We start from the raw sequence: 19585 nt of genomic DNA, 5'->3' as shown, positions 1-19585 counted from the left end.
TTGATCTAAGCGGTTCGGCTCGTATACTTGCTTATCCAAGTCGAGAACCATTATCTTGCGTTTTTTCTGTCGGCTTGGAGAAAAAAAGGTTCTGGTGCAAAGATTGCACCTATTTGAAAGAGGCATATAGATTCCTAATGGAATCTATTCTTATGCAGCCATTCCGAATAGTTGATGAATAAACTTCATTTCATTTTGGACAGACTTGTCCCGTAAAATAAGTTGGCCTTTTTTAATGATATGCATCGCTTCTATTCCTGAAAGAATAGATTTAGCTGTACGAAAAGATTTCAATCCCAACATTGAACAAACTCTCTTTTTAATAAAACGATAATCTTGCTCTACAATGTTATTAAGGTATTTTATCTGCCTTATTTGGATGCCTACAGGCATCTTTTTCTCTGTCTTCAACTCTTCAATCGCTATAGGATAGGCCGGATTTTTGTCTACTGTAATCACACGGGGCTTTGAAACATGAAAAGACTGCAAAGCTTTCTTGAAAAAACGCTTTGCAACCCTATAATCTCTTGTTTTGCTTAAATGAAAATCAATTGTATTTCCTTTTGAATCAACAGCACGATATAGGTACATCCATCGACCTTTGACTTTCAAATACGTCTCATCGACTCGCCAAGAATCATTGGTTGATTTAAGATGACATCGTACGCGCTTATCTAATTCGGGACCATATTGATGAACCCATCGCATGATAGTTGTATGAGCAAGGGATAGCCCACGTTCTTCCATCATTTCGACTAAATCACGAAAACTGAGGTTGTACCGTAGGTACCATCTCACGGTTAATAAAATAATATCCTTTGATAATGTTTCCACTTGAATAGATTTTGCTTTTCCATACCAATCACATCCTTTTTTAGAGTGCTAGTATCAGTATGCCCAAGTTTGATAGACCATTTTCATATACTTCAAAGTTTTTGCACCAGAACCTACAAATGGATGTAATCATCCCAGACACATATTCTGTTACCATCAATCACCATCTCCCTATAGTTTGTATATGTTATCTTAGCTGTTGAGAAAAGGTTTCACTTATTCTAATTACTGTTGATAAAATTACAACACTTGTTGAGTTTTTATCAAAAAAATTATAGGACCATGCAAATTATTCAACAACCGAGAATAGAATACGGATGTATTTAAAAAATCATAGGGGAAGTGAAAAAGGAATGAGCGAAATAGATTCATATTCAGGTTCTTCAAAAGAAAGTCAATCGGACGAAAGTATTTCCTTTAAAGAAAAGGTGACAAAAGGCAGGTCAGGATTTAAAAGAAAACTATGGCTATTTTGGGCGCTTTTAGGACCAGGTATTATCTCGTCGCTAGCCAATAATGACGCTGGAGGTATGATCAGTTATACGATGACAGGAGCCACGTTTGGCATAAGCTTTTTTCTTCCTCTGCTATTTCTGCTCGCGCCTATTGACTATAACATGCAGGAGATGTCAATGCGTCTAGGAGCGGTAACCAAAACCGAGTATAGGGAACTGCTTCTTCGCCATTTCGGATCGTTTTGGCATTACGCCAGTGTGGCGGCATTAGCGTTGGCAAACTTGATGTACATTGTAACTGAGTTTATAGGAATGACGGCTGGGCTGACACTGATAGGTCTACCACTATTGATAAGTGATCTCATCAGCTTCGCCTTTGTCTGTTTTGTTATGTTTTTTATGGGATATTGGTCAAAAGAGAGATTAGGGATATTTGTCGGAGTAATCAATATTGTATTTATCATTGTCGCCTTTATGTCCCACCCCGATCCGACTGAAATTGGTAAAGTATTTACCAGTTGGCCGAGTATATCATGGGATCTAAAGGAAAATGGGATGTTGGTGTTTATCTTGGCAACAATCGGAAATGCCATCGCTCCATTTATGTTGTATTACAACAATAACACAACCCTAGATAAAGGGCTAACACGCAAAGATCTACGGTTAGGGCGTATTGACATTGCACTGGGCTCCCTGTTACAGCCGATTTTTGCGGCTGCTGTCATGATCTGCGGTGCTGCACTCGTAGGACAGGTGGCTAATCTCGATGAGTCCAATCCGGCTGAGTTGATTACTGCTTTCATACCGGTTACCGGCCACTTAGGTAGCATTTTATTTGCTTTAGGATTATTTAATGCCGGCTGGCTTGCTGCTATCACAATTTCCTTTTCTTCGTCCTATACTATTGCCGGAGCCTTTGGCTGGAAGAGGAGTCAAAACCATAAAATATCAGAAGCACCAAAGTTCTATGGCCTCTATTTTGGCTGTCTGTTACTGGGAGCAGTGATTATTTTAATCCCTGGTTTGCCATTAAGTATGATAGCTGTCTTTACTCAAATTTTTGCGATTATGCTGTTTGTTCCGGATCTAATCTTTTTAGTTCTACTTACCAACGATCGAAAGGTTATGGGGGAACACGCTAACTCTCGGTGGAAACGAATAGTTGGATGGGGAATCGTATCGCTTTACTCGGCTGTGTCGGTGATAACAATTATTTTAACAATAAATGGTACTATGTCTTAAAATGATGGATGTGCACTTTGTTAATTCTGACAAACATTTATACTGTGAGATAAAAAATACCTTAGCCTGTTGTTTTTTCTAACAAGTCTGGGCATTTTTATTTCATTAATAAATTAAAATACATCATTTGACTCCAAAATTACAAAATTTTATTTCTTTGTTCGGATGCTTCCTTTCCGTTATGAAAGTTTAATATTAAATTGAACCATTAATACTAGATACTAAAAGACCAATATATAACGATGTTTATATATATTTACAGCTAATTTAAAATCCGGACAACTAGAGTAACTTCTATATATTCCATATCCAAATTGGTGCCCACCCCCAGTATATTAAAACTTTAATGCATCAGGGGGCAGGCACCAAAAGTACAAGTGAATTCATTACTTCAATAAACTTCCTAATAAAAAAAGCAATCCATTAGATCACTCTTCAAAAAAACTCATAAGAAACCAAGTAAAAATCGGCCAAGATTCTGGTCAAGAAATTTCATTTTTCTACGCTACAGAATTTACATAAGAAAATATAGAATCCCCTATACACCTTGATACGACTAACTTTTTTCTCGATATTCCCGAAACGTAAAATATATGTTTCTTATCTTTACAGCGTGGAGGTCTTAAGTTCGAGCCTTTCCAGAATGGGGAAGTTATAATTTAAATCGCAAACAAAATAAAAGTATATATCTATTAGATGAGACTAATAAATATATACTTTTATTGTTTTTCTTCAAAAAAACAACTGCCTATTTAGAATAAAGTCATGATTATTTTTAAATTTTATTTTCAGGTTACACACTTTTTAGATTCACGAACGATATTTCCATACACCCCCTTTATTAGAAGTATTCCAAACAATATGCCCCATCCCATAATTGTATAAACAGATATTCTTTCAAACACTGCTGGATATCCAAGGGTGTTGAATTTACACAAGCACGCACTAATGATTACTATTACTCCTAAACTCACACTTAAATGAGAAAAATTTCTGCAATCCTTACATTTACTTAATGCTAGTCCTGTATATAGCAAAGCAAAATTCCCTGCACATATAGCCATTACAGCACCTATAAAATGATATTTTAATCCCCAATAATCATAACCTGTAAAAATTGCAACCATTATAATTCCAATACAATGAACTATAGATAATCCCAAGATAACCGTTCTATCTCTTACAGAGAATAGATTCATGATTATACAAAAACCCCATAAAAATAGGATACCATGTGCAAAAAATCCAAAATTCATCACATAATCCAACGGCGAGTTTACAATCCAATCATCAAAAACTGCATACATCGGTACACCTAAATCACTAATAAAATTAAAATAATACTTATAAGGAGGTGTAGACCAAGCTATCGCTGAAATTGCTTCACAAATTAAATATATAAAGCTTGCCAGAATATATGTCCCCCCACCTACTTACCAATTTTCAGCACCAAAACTTATCACAAGTTACACTCCCATACTTCTTTTTTAATACTAAAATCCATCTCCAATAACAAACTACTACTCTATCTATAATATATTAATTAATCTATCTACCACTTATCCTACGATCCTAACTTTTAAAGAATTTAAGATACTTCACATCTTTATATTCAAAACACCTTCCCTCTGACTTTTTATGAGCGATACTAAAAAATTCTTTTGTTGTTTCAAAGCAACCTAATTCAAAGGCAACTTTTAAAGAAAGGTTATGACTAAAAGATATCACGCAAAAAACTACCACGCTTAAGCTATAGAACTAGAAGATGATGACATAAATCTAAATGTTATTGTTTAAATTCATATTTTATAATTTCCATTTATAAAAATGAGCCCAAAGTAAAAACAACCTAAAAATAGGCATATGAACAAGCTGCATCATCTAGTGATAGGTCATATTTTGTTGGTGTACGTATTGAACTTAGTTTATAGCGCTATTTCTACTTAGATTTAGCGAACGGAAATATAGGAAAACATCGATGGGGTTTTAGTTTATAAACGGGGGGCATGAAAATGAATAATTTTCAACAAGAACTACAATCGTTAAGCCTTAATGATTATCAGTCTGGAAATGTTGTGTATTGGGACCAGCAAAACCAATATCCATATTACTATATTGAAGATGATGCTCGTCGCTGTGGCGGTGGTGGATTCCGTTGTGGCGGTGGTGGATTCCGTTGTGGTGGTGGATTTCGTTGTGGTGGATTTCGTTGTGGTGGATTTCGTTGTGGTGGATTTCGTTGTGGTGGATTCCGTTGTTTTGGTTGCTTCGGTTGTTTTGGTTTTGGTTGTGGTGGTTGCGGTGGTTGCGGTGGTTGCTCTAATTGTTTTGATGGTTTTGATAGTTTTAATGGTACTACATCGTTTTGACGGTTTTAATGGTGCTACCTGGTGGGTCATTTAAATTCGTGGCATAAATAAAAATATTTTTGAAAGAAAAGTGTATATACAAGTATGAACTGTAGAGACACTTTTCTTTCATTTTGTGAATTTAACAAATAAAAGGGCATCTTCTATTTTCGTCGAAATTAATATCTGATCTAGCATTTCATATAGAGGTGAATGGTACATTGGATACATATCAAAAATTAGTTTCATGGTAGGTTATAAGTAAAAAAGAGGTAGTATTTTGGCTACTCCCTTAATGTTCTCACATATATTTCGATTGTCCGTAATCTCCTTCTCGAACAGTAGAACCACATAAATCACTATTACTCGCAAACTCCCTCCTGTAGTCTTGATTACTGTTTGTTCTTTCTACTGTCATATAATGACTTCCCTACCATTATAAGAAATATAGTTATATAAGGGTTATCGAAAACTAAGAAATATAATCCAACTGCAAACAAAAATATTAGAATTAAATATACCAGTTCCTCCCCCCCTCTCCAGTCTGTAAACCCTTCAATTAACCACAGATTAACTTTATTATGAAAATGACCAAAATCATGAAGAAATAGTTTACATACGGACATAATACGAAAAACTACTCTCGTTTCCTCATTCCCTTATCATAACTGCCTTTAGCTCATACCACGTCTTTATTGTTACAAGCTAGATATGATACAAATTACTCCAAAAAGAAGTTTGAACCTAATAATGTATACAATGAGCCTATCATTTAATTGACATCCTTTCTTTTAACTGCCCCTATTATTAAATCGTAGCAAAACCAATACTAAAAAGAATTGTTAAAATAAGAAGTCCATATCCCACGAAACCCAAGCAACCAATACCGAATCCGTTCAGCATAGTTACTATGTCTAGGATTATAAACAATATACTTACATATAGTACTACAGCTTTAATCAAACTTTTTTATACAGCTACACTTCTTTTTTTAGAAAGAATTCTAAAAGTAGCCCATTAATTAATTTTTATGAATTAAACATAGGTCCAAAAATAGAATCAAAATCACTAAAATAGGAATCGTTGTTCCAATAACATATATTAATAAACCGCCGAATAAAAATATTAGAAGATACTTTACGTTTACGTCCTTTTTATGCATTATAGTATGGTTTATTCAATTTTACATAGGCCAAAAAGCAAGGAGAGAAAGTAATGCATCCCTTTTTACATGGCACAATTTTTGCATAATAAAAGAAAAAATGATTTAAGGGATGTTTCCTTAAATGTGAAGAATCATGCTTAAAAAGGGGAAATGCAAAATGAAATATCCACTCACACCAGACGTAAAACCAGAATTTTGTACGACAGGTACATTTATGAGGTTACCTTCTAGTAATGACCAAGCAAAAATTGCTATTTTAGGAATGCCATTTGATACAGCAGCGTCATTTCGCGTTGGTGCGCGCTTTGCCCCGCAAGCAATTCGTCAAGCATCAATGACGTTGTTTCCCTATCATCCAATTCACCATGTATACCCGTTTGATGATACAAATGCAATTGATATTGGGGATGTTTCTGTTATCCCGCATAATATTCATCGTAGCTATGATTTAATTGAAGAAGCTGTTTTTGGATTAATGCAGCAAGGAATCATTCCAATAGGACTTGGCGGAGATCATTCTATTACATTAGCAAGTCTTCGTGCAGCAGCTAAAGTTCATGGCCCTGTCGCGATGATTCATTTTGATTCTCACACAGATACGTGGGATACATATTATGAAGAAAAATATTGGCATGGTTCGCCATTTATACGTGCACATGAGGAAGGATTATTACAACCAGATAAGGTATTCCAAATTGGAATCCGAGGAACGTTGAATCATCCTGGTGATATAGAAGCTAGTAGTGATTTAGGCTATAACGTCATTACAACAGCAGAATTATGCAATCGTGGTTTTGAAAGCATTCTCCAGCAAATGCGAGAAACAATTGGTGATACGCCATGTTTCTTAACATTTGATATTGATTTTGTAGATCCATCTTGTGCGCCTGGTACAGGTACGCTAGAGGTAGGGGGATTTAATAGTCGAGAGACGCTGGACATGGTGCGAGCATTAAGCGGTTTTAATTATATTGGTTTCGACTTAGTAGAAGTATTACCGCCATATGATCAAGCGCAAATCACGTCCCTTTTAGCTGCCACACTTGTGCATGATTTTGCGAGTTTGATTGCGTTGCAGTTGAAAAATGAACAGAATAAGTAAGCAGAAAATTTATATCGAAATATAATAAAGGTCTATGAAATTATTTTTCATAGACCTTTAAACACTTATTTATTATTTTTTTGCCAATTTTCTTTAATAAAGTCTTCACGATCAGATTCTTTGCGCTCTTGAGCATATTTCACCGGGTTCTCTTTATAAAAATGTTGATGATATTCTGCTGCTTCAAAGAAAGGAGCTGCTTGACGAATTTTCGTTACAATTGGATTTTTAAACATAAGCTTTCTGCTAGAGCTTGCTTTGATTTTTTAGCTAGCCCTTTTTGCATTTCATTGTGTTAAAATAATTCCTGCGCTATAAATTCTTTTAATAAGAATTAACGATTGTATCTCTATTACTCAAAATTTCATAATACTACTGAACAATTTGAACTATTTCATACGTGTTATTTTCATACGGTAGAACAAAATCAAGTGAAATAGCTAAAATTATCTTTTTCATATACATTTTCTATCACTACCATTGATATCCTATGTGCATAAATAATTTGGATATCTATTCAATGTAATCATTATAGTTACATTTTTATTTAGGTATCAAGGATAGATTGTATGCAATTTTACATGTGTGTCATTTTAACTATAGATTGCTTTCACGATGTAATGTAGCTGATGCTCATCCCTTCCCCCCATTCGCTCTATATAAAAATATTCTAATTCTAGATTGACATCCTATCTAAATTTCATGTTTCTTTGTAATGGTGCGCACTTTGATAAACATACAAAAGTTCCCTGCTTTATAACAGGGAACTTTTTTGCATATTATTTACTTACAAGCCTAAAATTCCTACAATCTGACGAGCTTTAGCATTATTAATATAATAATGCATCTCTAATCCTCTTCTTTCTGCACGGAGTACGATTCCTCTCAATTTTGATAAATGCTGTGAAACAGTGGATTGCGGGAGTCTTAATATTTCCGTTAACTGTGTAACATTACACATTTTATGGTGCATTAATTCATTTACAATTTGTAATCGAACCGGATGTGCCATTACCTTTAATACATCTACATCCTCTTCGCGGATTTCAGCTAGATCTCTATCAGATACTAATGTTATCATTTCGTATTCTCCTTTATTATTAATTTCTATTTTCCTATTATCCTTATAAGTAGTACTTATAGATGATTACCATTTGTCCTGTTGAGAAAATATATAATCTTTTTAAAACAAAAAGGACACCTATCCTGAAAACAGTTTTTTTACTGCTTCAATGAATTGATGCCCTCTAATTTTTAGCCAGACTATATTTGATTTTAAAAGAATTATTTTATAGTCTATTACATGACTTTGAATGAGGCTTAACATACTTTGCTAAGCAAAAGTAATTCTTCTATCCCTTGTTTAAAGACGTATTTAAATTCTACTTTTGCTTTCTCGTATTGCAAAATCTATAAGAAGCATCTCTTCATCTCACCTTCTACAAAATAGAATTTATATTTCTCAACACAAAACGAATGGAATTCAAATCCCAATAATGGTGCCTTCAGTTATCAACTGTCATTCCTTTTTGAAAGGCTCTATCTTTAATGACAGGGGCTTTTAAATTTCTCCAACTAAAAATAGCCTTTCTATTTGGTTTTCTTGTTAATCCAAATAGTATGTATACCACTTTTAACCTACTAATTCCCTGTTACATTCCTTCATTTAGAGATTGAAGGACTTCTCGTTCACATCATAAATTATGCAACATTGCATTTGATAACTGTTTTCATTGTAACTATAATGATTACAGTATTGCTATTAATCCAAATATTCTATGTGGAGGTTTTATTATGTTTAAAAAAATCATTGTGTCTTCTATGGCACTTACTATGTTTGGTGGAGCTGCAACTATGCTAGAGGCACCTACTGCTCAAGCAGCTTCTTATAACTCAACATCTTCTTACTTTGATGTTACTCCTGAAGAAGCCGCTGCTTTCTATCAATCTCAAGACTATAAAAAATTAAAAGCATTTATGGATGACTTTGAAGCTAGAAATCCTTATACTCCTGGTGGAGGCTACGCTCAAGGTAGTGTACGTATGCAAAGATTCAACGATGCTCTTAGAGATGCTAAATTAACAAATGTCTACCAAGAATTTATTAGAATCTCGTACTACAATCATTATCCAGAACCAAAATAATAGAATTGTATAAAGTATCTCTTATTGATTTAGCTTTGCCCAATTATCTTATCGCCTAATTTTAAATGTATAATCCAAAAATAATTATTAGAAACCACTCATTAAGGGTGGTTTTTCTATTTTTCCATGAAATTTAGCTTATGAATGCTAATTTATCTCCATTGAAAACATTAAATGAATCAACTACTCTACTGTTGGAGTACATCTAAAAAGCTAACTGTCATTAAATGAGCAACGTTAGCCATTTAGTTGATTTAAACACTTTACCTATACACGATAAAACAGGAGTGTGAATAATACTTTCACACTCCTTCCCTATCTTTTGGTTCAAACACATATTTTCTCTTAGTGAATTTTATATTGCCCTGATAACTGTTCTTGCGCCATACGCACTAAGCGTTTTGTAATTTCCCCACCTACTGAACCATTTGCTCGTGCTGTTGAATCCGGTCCAAGTGTAACACCAAACTCCTGAGCAATTTCATACTTCATTTGCTCAATAGCACTTGCTGCAGCTGCTACCAAAATTTCATTTGAATTATTATTTTCGCGAATTTGCATTTCTTACACACCTCCATTGATTTTGGTAATATCATGCTCTATTTCCAATAAAATATACAAAAAAATATTCTTTTAGTTGTATAATTCATTTATCTACACATCTATCGACCATACATCAAATACAATGAGTTTTTATAGGTAATCAAGTGTCACTTTAGCGAATTTGCCGAAAGAATTCTCCTTCCTCAAGCGTATGAAGGGCACTAGCCCAACGGTAGGTGGGAGATGAATTTCGGTTTAGCATAGCCAAAAACTTTTGATAAACTAGCTATATGAAGTTCCTTGATAACTTGATATATGAGGTTGCAGGAAGAAAATAGAGTGCGAAAACCAAGCCATTCGGTTCCTGCGTAAAATATCAACCGTACCAAAAGAGCGTCCAAGCGTTGGACATCTAGGGTTGGAACACTCCGAAGTAACGCTCAGGGAGATGAAAGGTTGCTTTCGTCGTGGAACTGAGAAGCTCCCACTTCAAGGTTTGCTAAGTGGCGAGTAGTTCACACACACTGTTACATTATTAAAGAGACAATTACCTCAATCAAAATTGCAGCCCAAACGACTCACTTTTTACATTTATTAAAGTAATCCCGCAATTTACGTAATATAAATTCTAATTAACAAAAAGACTCATTCTAATTAGAATGAGCCCTTTATGTACAGTTGTGCCTTCTTTGCTACATATACTGTTTCTTCTATCCAATATCAAAAAAGTTTTTTCAAATGGATTAATCCTACACCTTATTTATTCTATTAACTTTTAAACTCTCCAATTAACTCTTGCAACTCTTGTAAAAGCCACCTTAAAGAAGTTGCTAGTTCTGCAATATCTTGTACATACATTTCCTGCTCTTTCATACTTCCCTCAACATTACTACTACTGTTCGCGTATGTATTTGCAATGTGTGATAATTCATTTACAACTCGAACGATAGTTTAACTATTTTGCAAAATATCACTTGAATTACTTGAAGTCGCTTTAATTTGATTTGTAACAGATTGTGCAGATTTTGAAATTTTTTCGAAGAAAGCACCACCACAACACAAACAAACCTGCTCCTCATTAGGCTAACGATATTCAACCATTTCAATCGGAAGGTTTTGGACAGACTCATCCATATGACCACGTTTCTTCTTACGACAATAAGTGATCGTTTCAATGGCTGGTTCAGAAGTCTCATAATTACTTTCTTTCTCAACTTCATTATTCTGTTCTTTTGCCTAAAATTCTAATATCCCCATAACTTCTTTCGTAAATAGTTTAAAATCGGTTAAATGTTTTTCAATAATTTGACGAACAATATCTAAATTTACACTTTGATAATCATGAACAGCAATATTACGAAATCCAACCATCGCCTTTAACTTATTTGCTAGCTCTGCGCTAAGTAAGCCTGCTGTAACCAATAAATCAAAGGCCTCTCGACTAGATTGAGGTAGTCCTAACTTTTTCCCAGCAACAATATGCATTGCTAAATCAATACTCGCTTCACAAGCTCTTTGTATGTTCAATATTATTGAATCTTGCTTTGTATAATCCTCTAAATTTCCAGGGTCATTTCCATACACATCTTGGATTCTTTTTATACAACGCTCTATTGTGGAAATTTTATTTAAAATAACCTCATTCTTCATATATAGAACCTCTTTTCTTTATATCATCGAATACTATCTGGCGTTCCTCATTCAATTTTGAATACATTTTTAAAGTTTTCATTTCAAAAATAATCTTCCGTTCTTCATCAGAACAAAATATTGTCTTTCCTGTATGTATAATCTGAGCTTGAAAAACTGTAGAAGCTTCGGATAAATCAACTAAATCAACATCTCTATTAACGATGTTTGCTAACTCCTGTGCTAATAAAAAACGTTCATAATTCCCTAAAGTTATGTCACTTAAATAAGCTATATCAATATCACTATCTTCCCGTTCTCTGTTCTCAGCCGTTGATCCAAACACAATTATCCAATAGGGATTCACCGTCTCTTGTAATTTTTCTATAATAGCTGTTATCATGCTTTGAAAAATCATTTAATTAATCCCCCTTAGTATATTTGAATTTTATTATATCATAACCATTCCAAAATCCTTTAAACTACTACAAATACCTAAACAAAATTAGGTCTTTTTAGTACTTAACTCCTCACAAAATTACAAGCTTATTCCTGACCTAATATTAATATAGTTCAGGAATAAGTATGTTGTGGTTTTGAATCTTAAATGATTGTTTATAATCCAACACTTCGCCGGTTAAATGTCTTTTATATTTTCCCCCTGCAAAAGCAAAAGAGCTTTAGCCTATTTCAATATACATTCTAAAAATTTGAGGATATCTCCCTTCTTAACCCTAGACCGAGTATGTAGACAATTGCGTTTTAAGTAACCTTTCCCAAAGCCGAAATTCAAGCCTATCCAAAATAATATTTTCATAGCATAAAAATACTGACCTTGTAGATTAGGTTCGTAATTTTCGTGAAATTTTATGGTCTACATTATACAAATTATGTTTTTCCTCACTATTCGACATCCCAATCTTTATTTCTTTTATCACCAAAATATTAAAAGAAATTTTTCGAACAAGCCTCCAAAAATACTTGTTCCCCTGTCCTTTTTAGACTAGCCCATTCCATTTTCGCTTTGCATAAATCTTGTTTTTATTTTAGCACAAAGAAAAATTGAAATAAAAAAGCTCTTAACTTTTTTGTATCTACATTTTTTTCATAAACCTATTGAGCACCTCATGCGGCGGAAGATATTTTTTTGCTGTATAGTCTGCGCGATACGCGATCAATGCGTTCCTGCACTCCAATTTTGTTATCCTTTACCGTGTTCAGTTCATGTATTTTATTGGTACGATGCAACATGATAATCTTCATGAACTCCAATACTTCGTCTTCAATTATTTCTTTCTCATAATAAGATTTAATCTCTTCGCTTAATTCTTCAATTTGTTGATTTAATTTTACGATTTTCTCATCTAACTTTTTATTTGCATCTTTTAAATTTTTCATTTCTTTAACCTTTTTTCTATTTCTGATTCCACATGCTCTTTTTTCTGCTGCGTTACCTGTTCGAATATATATGGAAGATACTCACTTTGAAATCTTTCATGAATTGTTTTAGCTTGCAACTTGAAATCGCCCATTAAATTACATATGAACAATGCATAACAATTCGATACCACTTTTGCATTAAGTAAAAAAATAAGCATAAAAGAAAGAATGTAAGTCTCATCCTAAATATCTATTTCTAGGCAAAAATGTTTGTATAGACCCACCCACTTATAATTTGATAAGGTATGAAAGGATTTTAAACCCTCTAAAATGTAGTTTGTTTTTCCAAAGAATATCCTGAAAAAGAGATAGATAATTTAACAAGAATATCCAATCAAATAAACTAGTTTCATTTTAGAATTAAAAAACAAGGAGAAGAGGAATATGAATGAAAGTCGGAAATCTTCTTTATTTGCAGCCTGGATTAGTGTTATAAGTAATGTGCTTTTAACTCTCATTAAAATAACAGTTGGAATCTTTTCCAAAAGTCAGGTGTTATTAGCTGATGGTATTCATAACGCTGCTGATGTTGTAGCATCTGTAGTATCTTTAGGATCAATGAAAATTTCAAATCAACCTGCCGATGAAGACCATCCGTATGGTCACGGAAAAGCTGAAGTCGTTTCTTCAGGATTTGTAGCTATTATTTTAATTTTTGCAGCTTTATTTATGACCTATGAATCAATAAAAGCATTGTTTCATCCAGCAACTGAGCCCCATATGATTGCTTTTATAGCGGCTATTATTTCTTTAATTTGGAAACAAATTTTATATGTATATACAATACAAATCGGTCGACAAGCAAACAGTAAAGGGCTTATCGCAACTGCTTATGATCATCTCGCTGATGTCTATGCTTCCATTGCAGCTGTAATCGGAATTGGAATTGCTTTACTAAACAATATCTATCCAATCCCATTTGCCGCTTATGGCGACCCATTAGCTGGAATCATCGTTTCTTTTTTTGTATTAAAGCTTGCATTTGGTATGGGAAAAGAAGCTATATATATATTAATGGAAGGTGGTCTTCCTACTGAAAAATGTAGTGAATATAAGAAAATGATTCTTGCACATCCATATGTAAAAAGAATTGACAGAATACGCGCGCGCAACCATGGGCACTATATTTTAATCGATGTTAGGATTAGTGTCCCAGCCTATTTAAGTATTCAACAAGGGCACGATATTTGTAGAGAAATAAAAACAACGATTATGAAACAGGATTCGGAAGTATATGAGGTACTTATTCACTTAAATCCATGGTATGAAAAAAAATAAGATCATAAGAGTTTTGAATTATAAAGCCAAGCAATTATGAGACGATTGCTTGGCTTTAATTAAATACTTATTGGAATTATCCTAGTATTGGAGGCATATTAGTTTATATATTCTGTCTTTCAGTATAAGAAAAATAAAATAAACAAATGTTATGTTTTGAAATTATAGTCATCATTCAACCAATTATACATCTGTTAAAGCTAAAAGCATAAACGAAAACTCTTTTGCGGTTAAATGAAGTTTTCTTTATTTTTAGTGTCAAAAATTAATTACCATTTATCCCCGAATTATATGTATCTTCTCTCATAACACAGTAATGCTACTCAAAAGATGAGGAGTGATTATATGTCTCAAAATCAACATGTTCCTGAACACTTTGTTATGGATCCTCAACGCGCTATGCTCTACCTCCAGAATTGAAAGCGCCCCCCCTGAGTCGTTAACAGAACAATTATTTATTGAAAGATCATTAACAGAAAATCAATTTTGGCTGCGGATTATGAAAGAGCATGCTCTTTTTCTGAGTGAAGGGTTTGATAGACATGAGAAAAGTTTAATTCAACAAGTAGATCAATTTTATCATTTGTTTGACCGACACTTACAAAAAGCATTTTCTGTTCCTCACACAGTTCAAGCAGTTCGGAAATTAAATGAAGAAAGTATTGAGCTAGTTTACGCTTTCCGTAATTATAAAAGAAATCTTTTAATTTTAATTATTAATTGTAAAGCAAAAGGGTTTAATTTCCCACTATTAGTGGACCATACTGCACGAGAAGCGGAATATTTTATGAGAACACTCCAGAAATTTAACGAGGGGAAAATGGATCCGATTCAAGATTCAATCATTAGTGAAAATGTATTTTGGTTACGAATCATGATGGAGCACTCTCGTTTTATTGCCTCTCTGCTTGATCAATCAGAAAGAAATTTAGTTCATACTGCGTCGAAATTCGGTGACGATTTTTAGGTCCTCCTCAATCAGGCTAGAGATGTTGAATCCATGTTATACAAGAAACACCCGACATATCCTATTATCGGTAAAATGAATAAAGATAGCGAAAATGCGACTATTAAATTAAAAAACTTCAAAAAAGCAGGACTGGATTTCATCCAAACATGCCAAGTTAAAAATGTAATTAATCCTTTACTAGCTGATCACGTTTTAAGAGAAGCGAATCATTTCCCCTTTATGATTAGCGTTTTAGAACAGCGATTAAAACAAAAACAAATGGAACAACCGGTAAAATAACTGTATTCCGTAGTTATATGCATTGCCTATTTAATAAAGGCTATGTTCGTATAATTTGTTGCTGAGATTGAATGCCTGCAAAAAAGCAAAACACCATTTTGTTATTAGAAATATATGGTGAAATCGAATCGAGTGTAAAAAAGATACCATAATGAAAGAGGTGTTTAAAGATGGAGCAAGATGAGATTTATTTACGAGCTAAAAAAAGGGTGGAGAATTTAAAAGCGTTTTACATTCATTTAACGGTCTATATACTAGTTAATCTGATGCTTTTTTTAATAAATATGATCTCTGACTCAAGTAAATTATGGTTTTTATATCCACTTGGAGGCTGGGGAATAGGTATTGTTATACACGGTTTGACAACTCTTCCATTAGGGATATTCGGAAAAAAGTGGGAAGAACGAAAGATTAAAGAATATATGGAGAAAGATAAGTAAATCTTTTTCTGGAATTTATGAATATAAAATACAATAGCAACAATCTTTTAGAACATAGCATTAATAAAACAAAAAAGCATCTTATTCGATAAGATGCTTTTTTGTTTTATTATTTTAGTTTTCCTACTTCAGTTAACACAGTATCTAAATCTTCCGCTGCTTTATTTAAAGTTTGTACATCAAGCGGTTCAACCTTTGCACCTGCCTCGATTGTATGAAGCGGTGTTTCTAATTTTTCATATAGATCAGCATTCTTTTCTTTTACTGTATCTTCAAACGTTTGCCATGTTTTCTCTAATTGTTCTGCATCGTCTTTTACTTTAGCAGCATCTTTTGCCTGTAATTGAGCTTTCAAATCACTCACAGTTTGTTTCATACTAGTTGCTCCATCAGCAATAGAGACTGCTTTTTTCTCAGATGCCTGCTCCGTAGTTTTCGTACTTTCAGCTTTCTTTTCTCCTTGCGTTCCGCAAGCCCCTAGTGCTAGAGAAGTTGCTACTATAACCGGTAAAATTAGTTTACGAGATTTCATATTGTTTCCTCCTATTATGCCTGTTTTTTTTGTTGTTGTGGTTCTAATTTTGTATCTTTTTTCTTATTCCATACTGCAAGTATTACTGCGACAACTAGAAGAATTACTTGTGGAATCGTACTTTCCCATGATGGATAAATCGCGAAAAAGTCTATAGTTGGTATTGAAAGGTGCGTAGCTGGCAATAATCCAGCAAGTTGCAAGCCATGAATACCCATTCCTGTGAATTTAAAGCACAAGTAAAACATGAGAATACTTGAAACTAAGAAAAATGGACGCATCGGAATTTTCAAGCCTACCTTTAAAATTAAATACGATAGGATGATGAGTATAAAAGCTCCAAGCGCAATGCCGATTAGCAGACTTGATATTTTAATGGAAGATGCCATACCAATGAAAAACAATACAGTTTCTGTTCCTTCACGAAATACCGCAAGGAATGACAGAATCGCTAATGACCAGAGACTTCCTGTATCCAATGCTTTTGTACTTTGGCTACGAATATACCGCTGCCACTCCGCGATACTAGATTTACTATGAAGCCAATAACTCATGTACATCAGCATTACTGCAGCAAATACTCCCGTCCATCCAGCAATTAGAAAGTTATTACTTCCAAATGCACCTGCGGAGAAAAGCATATTTACAATAACACCGAGAATGATACTAACGCCAAGCCCTGTTCCAACACCAATCCAAATCCATTTGCTTTTTTCTTCATGTCCAGCCTTTTTCAAGAATCCGAGCAACGCTACAACAACCAATAGCCCTTCCAATCCTTCTCGCAATAGAATAGTAGTTGCATCTAACATGCTGTAGCTCGTTTTCTCAACAAGCGGCGCTAAGTAATTCCGCATGTCTTCGATTGTTTGTTTAGCCCCTGCTATATCAGGAGAATCGGAAGAAAGCATAGCATACGAAGTAACCATATCACGCTCAGCATCTCCATATATTTTGGAGGACTGCGTCAACACTACGCCTTCTACATCCAACCATGAAGAGCGGAATGTCTCAATATCCTTTTTCGCTCCTTTAATGTCATGTTTATCGATTTTGGAAAGCGAATCATCTAAAAGAACAATCAAGCTAGCCACATCCGCTTTTTTTGTATTTCCCTCGTCTTTTTGAGTAGATGTAGCAGAGAACTTACCGGCAATAAATTTATCATCTACGTCCTTTAATTTTTGAAGTGCTGTCTCTACCTTTTCTTTATTTGCTGGTTGTTGAGCAAACGCAAATTGCACCTGCCCCATCGAATCTTCAATATCGCGATACGCTTGTGAAGATTGTTTTTTAATTCCCTCTTCAATGGAAAGCCACGTGGACCTAAAAGCTTCATATTGTTTGGAAGCTCCATTTATATCCCCTTCTTGCACAAGCTGAAGTGCTTGTATAACGGATTTATTTGCTTTTCCTAAATCATCTGCCGCTGTTGCAGCAAACCCACGGAATGGAAAACTTATGAAACCTAATAACATAATTAGTAAAAAAGTACGTACTTTCCACCTCATGCTAACCCCTCATTTCTATATTTCAACAAATTCCCATTAAATGAAATATAATCAATATTGAAAATCATTATCATTGAAATCGCTAACAAAAGTATAGGTCTTTATATTTTATACGTCAATAAACAATTATCACTTGTAAGAATTTACCGTAAATTGATTCGGAATCTCCTCATTGGCAACGTATATGTAATTTTATCTCCTTCAAAATAAGCATTTATAATATCCATTTTCTTTCCACGTCAATTACAGCTATGCAAAGCAAAAGAATATATAACTACTTGTACAGTTAATTCTAACCCTAACAAAAATAAGAAGGGATATGTACATTCCCTTCTTATAATGGACTTTCAAAAGTATATGTAATATCCACCGTCCTATCTTGATGAATACTAATTTTTTGAATTAATGTCTGAAATACATGGATTAAACCTTGCTCTTGGTGTTGCAACTGCTCAAAAGCTTGTTTTATTGTTTTAATATCCATTTGCACAGCATCACTATTTTGTAAAATAAGCAATTCATGATTCGCCTTCGTTATTTCTGTTTCAAGTGAAATTTGATTTAACTCTTTGTTATGTGCCAATTGTTTTACGATATTTCCAACTGCACTGTTGTCACCTACATATGAATTCTTATATTGAAACAAATCTGTTTTTGAATCAGCATTTAGACTACATCCACTCAATAATATCATTAGCGATAACAATGAAATAAAAGAAATGGTAATCCTTTTCACTGTTTCCTCACCTTTCATCTGATATTTTTATCTAATTTTATCGTTTTCTGATAGAATACTCCTTCCTCAAGCGTGTGAAGGGCGCTAGCCCAACGGTAGGTGGGAGATGAATGTCAGTAGGCGTAAGCCTACGTTTTTTTGTATACTGTAGATATCCTATAACAAAGTGAGGTGCAACCTATGTTAGTAAATAAAGCATATAAATTTCGTATCTACCCAAATAAGAAACAAGAAATAGTAATTGCTAAAAAGATTGGTTGCAGTCGCTTTGTATTTAACCATTTTCTTGCTCTATGGAATAACACCTATAAAGAAACAGGAAAAGGATTAACCTATCCTTCTTGCTCTGCCGAGCTCACTCAATTAAAAAAGAAGCAAGGTACAATCTGGTTAAAGGAAGTAGATAGTATTGCTCTTCAATCCACATTAAAAAACCTCGCAGATGCTTTTTCACGTTTTTTCAAGAAACAAAATGATGTTCCACGTTTCAAGTCTAAAAAGAATAAGATTCAATCCTACACAACTAAGCAAACGAACGGAAACATTGCAATTGTAGGCAACAAAATGAAATTGCCGAAACTTGGCTTTGTTCGCTTTGCCAAAAGTCGTGAAGTAGAAGGTCGTATTCTAAATGCAACGATTTGCCGTAACCCAAGTGGTAAATACTTTGTATCTATCCTCGTCGAAACAGAGGTACAAGAAATGCCTAAAACGGAATCCACTTGTGGAATTGACGTTGGATTAAAAAATTTTGTCATTCTTTCTGATGGTACAACATACAAGAACCATAAATTCTTTCGTACATTAGAAGAGAAGTTAGCAAAGGCACAGTGTATCCTTTCTAGAAGAAAGAAAGGTTCTTCGAACTGGAATAAACAACGTGTGAAAGTTGCACGAATCCATGAACATATTGCAAATGCAAGAGCTGATTACTTA

At 34.0% G+C, this 19585-nt stretch carries 16 protein-coding genes and 4 pseudogenes; 8 read left to right on the top strand and 12 right to left on the bottom strand.

The genetic code is table 11. The features are described from left to right. Positions 1-150: 150 nt before the first annotated feature. Positions 151-857 (bottom strand): annotated as a pseudogene (locus ACTFQM_RS22495) (IS6 family transposase). 330 nt (positions 858-1187) lie between these two features. Between ACTFQM_RS22495 and ACTFQM_RS22490 the strand changes: the two are divergent. After that, positions 1188-2531, top strand: coding sequence for an NRAMP family divalent metal transporter (locus ACTFQM_RS22490; protein ID WP_002175029.1), 1344 nt, complete (start codon positions 1188-1190; stop codon positions 2529-2531). 788 nt (positions 2532-3319) lie between these two features. On the opposite strand, the gene ACTFQM_RS22485 is transcribed toward ACTFQM_RS22490, so the two are convergent. Further along, a complete protein-coding gene (locus ACTFQM_RS22485) occupies positions 3320-3943 on the bottom strand; it encodes a DUF998 domain-containing protein (protein ID WP_440036428.1) in 624 nt (207 codons plus the stop codon). Between the two features lie 600 nt (positions 3944-4543). On the opposite strand from ACTFQM_RS22485, the gene ACTFQM_RS22480 reads away from it, so the two are divergent. Beyond that, positions 4544-4900: a heterocycloanthracin/sonorensin family bacteriocin gene (locus ACTFQM_RS22480; RefSeq protein ID WP_440036329.1), complete on the top strand. Its 357-nt coding sequence runs from the start codon at positions 4544-4546 to the stop codon at positions 4898-4900. Between the two features lie 1301 nt (positions 4901-6201). Then, positions 6202-7146, top strand: a complete 945-nt coding sequence (gene speB / locus ACTFQM_RS22475) for an agmatinase (RefSeq protein WP_098271035.1) — start codon at positions 6202-6204, stop codon at positions 7144-7146. A gap of 65 nt (positions 7147-7211) precedes the next feature. Here speB and ACTFQM_RS22470 read toward each other — a convergent pair. Further along, a pseudogene (locus tag ACTFQM_RS22470) lies at positions 7212-7441 on the bottom strand (peptide-methionine (S)-S-oxide reductase); the annotation flags it as partial. A 492-nt stretch (positions 7442-7933) separates the two neighbouring features. After that, entirely contained in the window at positions 7934-8227 is a 294-nt protein-coding gene (locus ACTFQM_RS22465; RefSeq protein ID WP_002175022.1) for an ArsR/SmtB family transcription factor, read from the bottom strand. A 713-nt stretch (positions 8228-8940) separates the two neighbouring features. Between ACTFQM_RS22465 and ACTFQM_RS22460 the strand changes: the two genes are divergently transcribed. Beyond that, a complete protein-coding gene (locus ACTFQM_RS22460) occupies positions 8941-9291 on the top strand; it encodes a hypothetical protein (RefSeq protein WP_440036328.1) in 351 nt (116 codons plus the stop codon). 345 nt (positions 9292-9636) lie between these two features. Here ACTFQM_RS22460 and ACTFQM_RS22455 read toward each other — a convergent pair whose 3' ends face one another. The 5 genes and pseudogenes from ACTFQM_RS22455 to ACTFQM_RS22435 all read right to left on the bottom strand — a co-directional run bounded on the left by ACTFQM_RS22455 (position 9637) and on the right by ACTFQM_RS22435 (position 12861). Further along, positions 9637-9852, bottom strand: coding sequence for an alpha/beta-type small acid-soluble spore protein (locus tag ACTFQM_RS22455; RefSeq protein ID WP_001167050.1), 216 nt, complete (start codon positions 9850-9852; stop codon positions 9637-9639). 750 nt (positions 9853-10602) lie between these two features. Further along, positions 10603-10884: pseudogene (locus ACTFQM_RS22450) on the bottom strand (methyl-accepting chemotaxis protein); the annotation flags it as partial. A gap of 186 nt (positions 10885-11070) precedes the next feature. Continuing rightward, the gene (gene hepT, locus ACTFQM_RS22445; protein WP_046960289.1) at positions 11071-11484 is read right to left on the bottom strand and encodes a type VII toxin-antitoxin system HepT family RNase toxin; all 414 of its coding nucleotides are present in this window, start codon (positions 11482-11484) and stop codon (positions 11071-11073) included. Continuing rightward, positions 11474-11881 carry a type VII toxin-antitoxin system MntA family adenylyltransferase antitoxin gene (mntA, locus tag ACTFQM_RS22440; RefSeq protein WP_098304926.1) on the bottom strand — a complete coding sequence of 136 codons (408 nt, stop codon included), beginning with the start codon at positions 11879-11881 and terminating at the stop codon, positions 11474-11476. Before mntA ends, hepT begins: the two co-directional genes overlap by 11 nt. Before the next feature lie 707 nt (positions 11882-12588). Beyond that, entirely contained in the window at positions 12589-12861 is a 273-nt protein-coding gene (locus ACTFQM_RS22435) for a hypothetical protein (protein ID WP_440036326.1), read from the bottom strand. A gap of 426 nt (positions 12862-13287) precedes the next feature. On the opposite strand from ACTFQM_RS22435, the gene ACTFQM_RS22430 reads away from it, so the two are divergent. The 3 genes and pseudogenes from ACTFQM_RS22430 to ACTFQM_RS22420 all read left to right on the top strand — a co-directional run bounded on the left by ACTFQM_RS22430 (position 13288) and on the right by ACTFQM_RS22420 (position 15870). Beyond that, positions 13288-14181: a cation diffusion facilitator family transporter gene (locus ACTFQM_RS22430; protein WP_427295842.1), complete on the top strand. Its 894-nt coding sequence runs from the start codon at positions 13288-13290 to the stop codon at positions 14179-14181. 345 nt (positions 14182-14526) lie between these two features. Then, a pseudogene (locus ACTFQM_RS22425) lies at positions 14527-15430 on the top strand (DUF2935 domain-containing protein). Positions 15431-15600: 170 nt separating this feature from the next. Further along, positions 15601-15870, top strand: a complete 270-nt coding sequence (locus ACTFQM_RS22420; RefSeq protein WP_400531310.1) for a 2TM domain-containing protein — start codon at positions 15601-15603, stop codon at positions 15868-15870. 109 nt (positions 15871-15979) lie between these two features. Here the strand turns inward: ACTFQM_RS22420 and ACTFQM_RS22415 are convergent, their stop codons facing one another. From ACTFQM_RS22415 to ACTFQM_RS22405, 3 genes are all read right to left on the bottom strand, one after another. Continuing rightward, on the bottom strand, positions 15980-16402 hold the full coding sequence (locus ACTFQM_RS22415) for a hypothetical protein (protein ID WP_098475938.1): 423 nt from the start codon (positions 16400-16402) through the stop codon (positions 15980-15982). Positions 16403-16416: 14 nt separating this feature from the next. Next, positions 16417-17913 (bottom strand): FTR1 family iron permease, encoded by a 1497-nt coding sequence (locus tag ACTFQM_RS22410; protein WP_440036325.1) that lies wholly within the window; start codon positions 17911-17913, stop codon positions 16417-16419. 334 nt (positions 17914-18247) lie between these two features. After that, entirely contained in the window at positions 18248-18649 is a 402-nt protein-coding gene (locus ACTFQM_RS22405; protein ID WP_427296539.1) for a DUF4825 domain-containing protein, read from the bottom strand. Positions 18650-18829: 180 nt separating this feature from the next. Between ACTFQM_RS22405 and ACTFQM_RS22400 the strand changes: the two genes are divergently transcribed. Next, on the top strand, positions 18830-19585 hold a 756-nt coding region (locus ACTFQM_RS22400; RefSeq protein ID WP_440036324.1), incomplete at its 3' end, for an RNA-guided endonuclease TnpB family protein.

It is taken from the genome of Bacillus cereus group sp. MYBK30-2 (genome assembly GCF_051915945.1).
Taxonomy (GTDB): Bacteria; Bacillota; Bacilli; order Bacillales; family Bacillaceae_G; genus Bacillus_A; species Bacillus_A paramycoides.
This window is presented reverse-complemented; position numbering and strand designations above follow the sequence as displayed.

Coding starts and splice junctions, on each gene's coding strand:
- ACTFQM_RS22490 (WP_002175029.1), top strand. CDS start 1,188: ATGAGCGAAATAGATTCATATTCAGGTTCTTCAAAAGAAAGTCAATCG.
- ACTFQM_RS22480 (WP_440036329.1), top strand. CDS start 4,544: ATGAATAATTTTCAACAAGAACTACAATCGTTAAGCCTTAATGATTAT.
- speB (WP_098271035.1), top strand. CDS start 6,202: ATGAAATATCCACTCACACCAGACGTAAAACCAGAATTTTGTACGACA.
- ACTFQM_RS22465 (WP_002175022.1), bottom strand. CDS start 8,227: ATGATAACATTAGTATCTGATAGAGATCTAGCTGAAATCCGCGAAGAG.
- ACTFQM_RS22460 (WP_440036328.1), top strand. CDS start 8,941: ATGTTTAAAAAAATCATTGTGTCTTCTATGGCACTTACTATGTTTGGT.
- ACTFQM_RS22455 (WP_001167050.1), bottom strand. CDS start 9,852: ATGCAAATTCGCGAAAATAATAATTCAAATGAAATTTTGGTAGCAGCT.
- hepT (WP_046960289.1), bottom strand. CDS start 11,484: ATGAAGAATGAGGTTATTTTAAATAAAATTTCCACAATAGAGCGTTGT.
- mntA (WP_098304926.1), bottom strand. CDS start 11,881: ATGATTTTTCAAAGCATGATAACAGCTATTATAGAAAAATTACAAGAG.
- ACTFQM_RS22435 (WP_440036326.1), bottom strand. CDS start 12,861: ATGAAAAATTTAAAAGATGCAAATAAAAAGTTAGATGAGAAAATCGTA.
- ACTFQM_RS22430 (WP_427295842.1), top strand. CDS start 13,288: ATGAATGAAAGTCGGAAATCTTCTTTATTTGCAGCCTGGATTAGTGTT.
- ACTFQM_RS22420 (WP_400531310.1), top strand. CDS start 15,601: ATGGAGCAAGATGAGATTTATTTACGAGCTAAAAAAAGGGTGGAGAAT.
- ACTFQM_RS22415 (WP_098475938.1), bottom strand. CDS start 16,402: ATGAAATCTCGTAAACTAATTTTACCGGTTATAGTAGCAACTTCTCTA.
- ACTFQM_RS22410 (WP_440036325.1), bottom strand. CDS start 17,913: ATGAGGTGGAAAGTACGTACTTTTTTACTAATTATGTTATTAGGTTTC.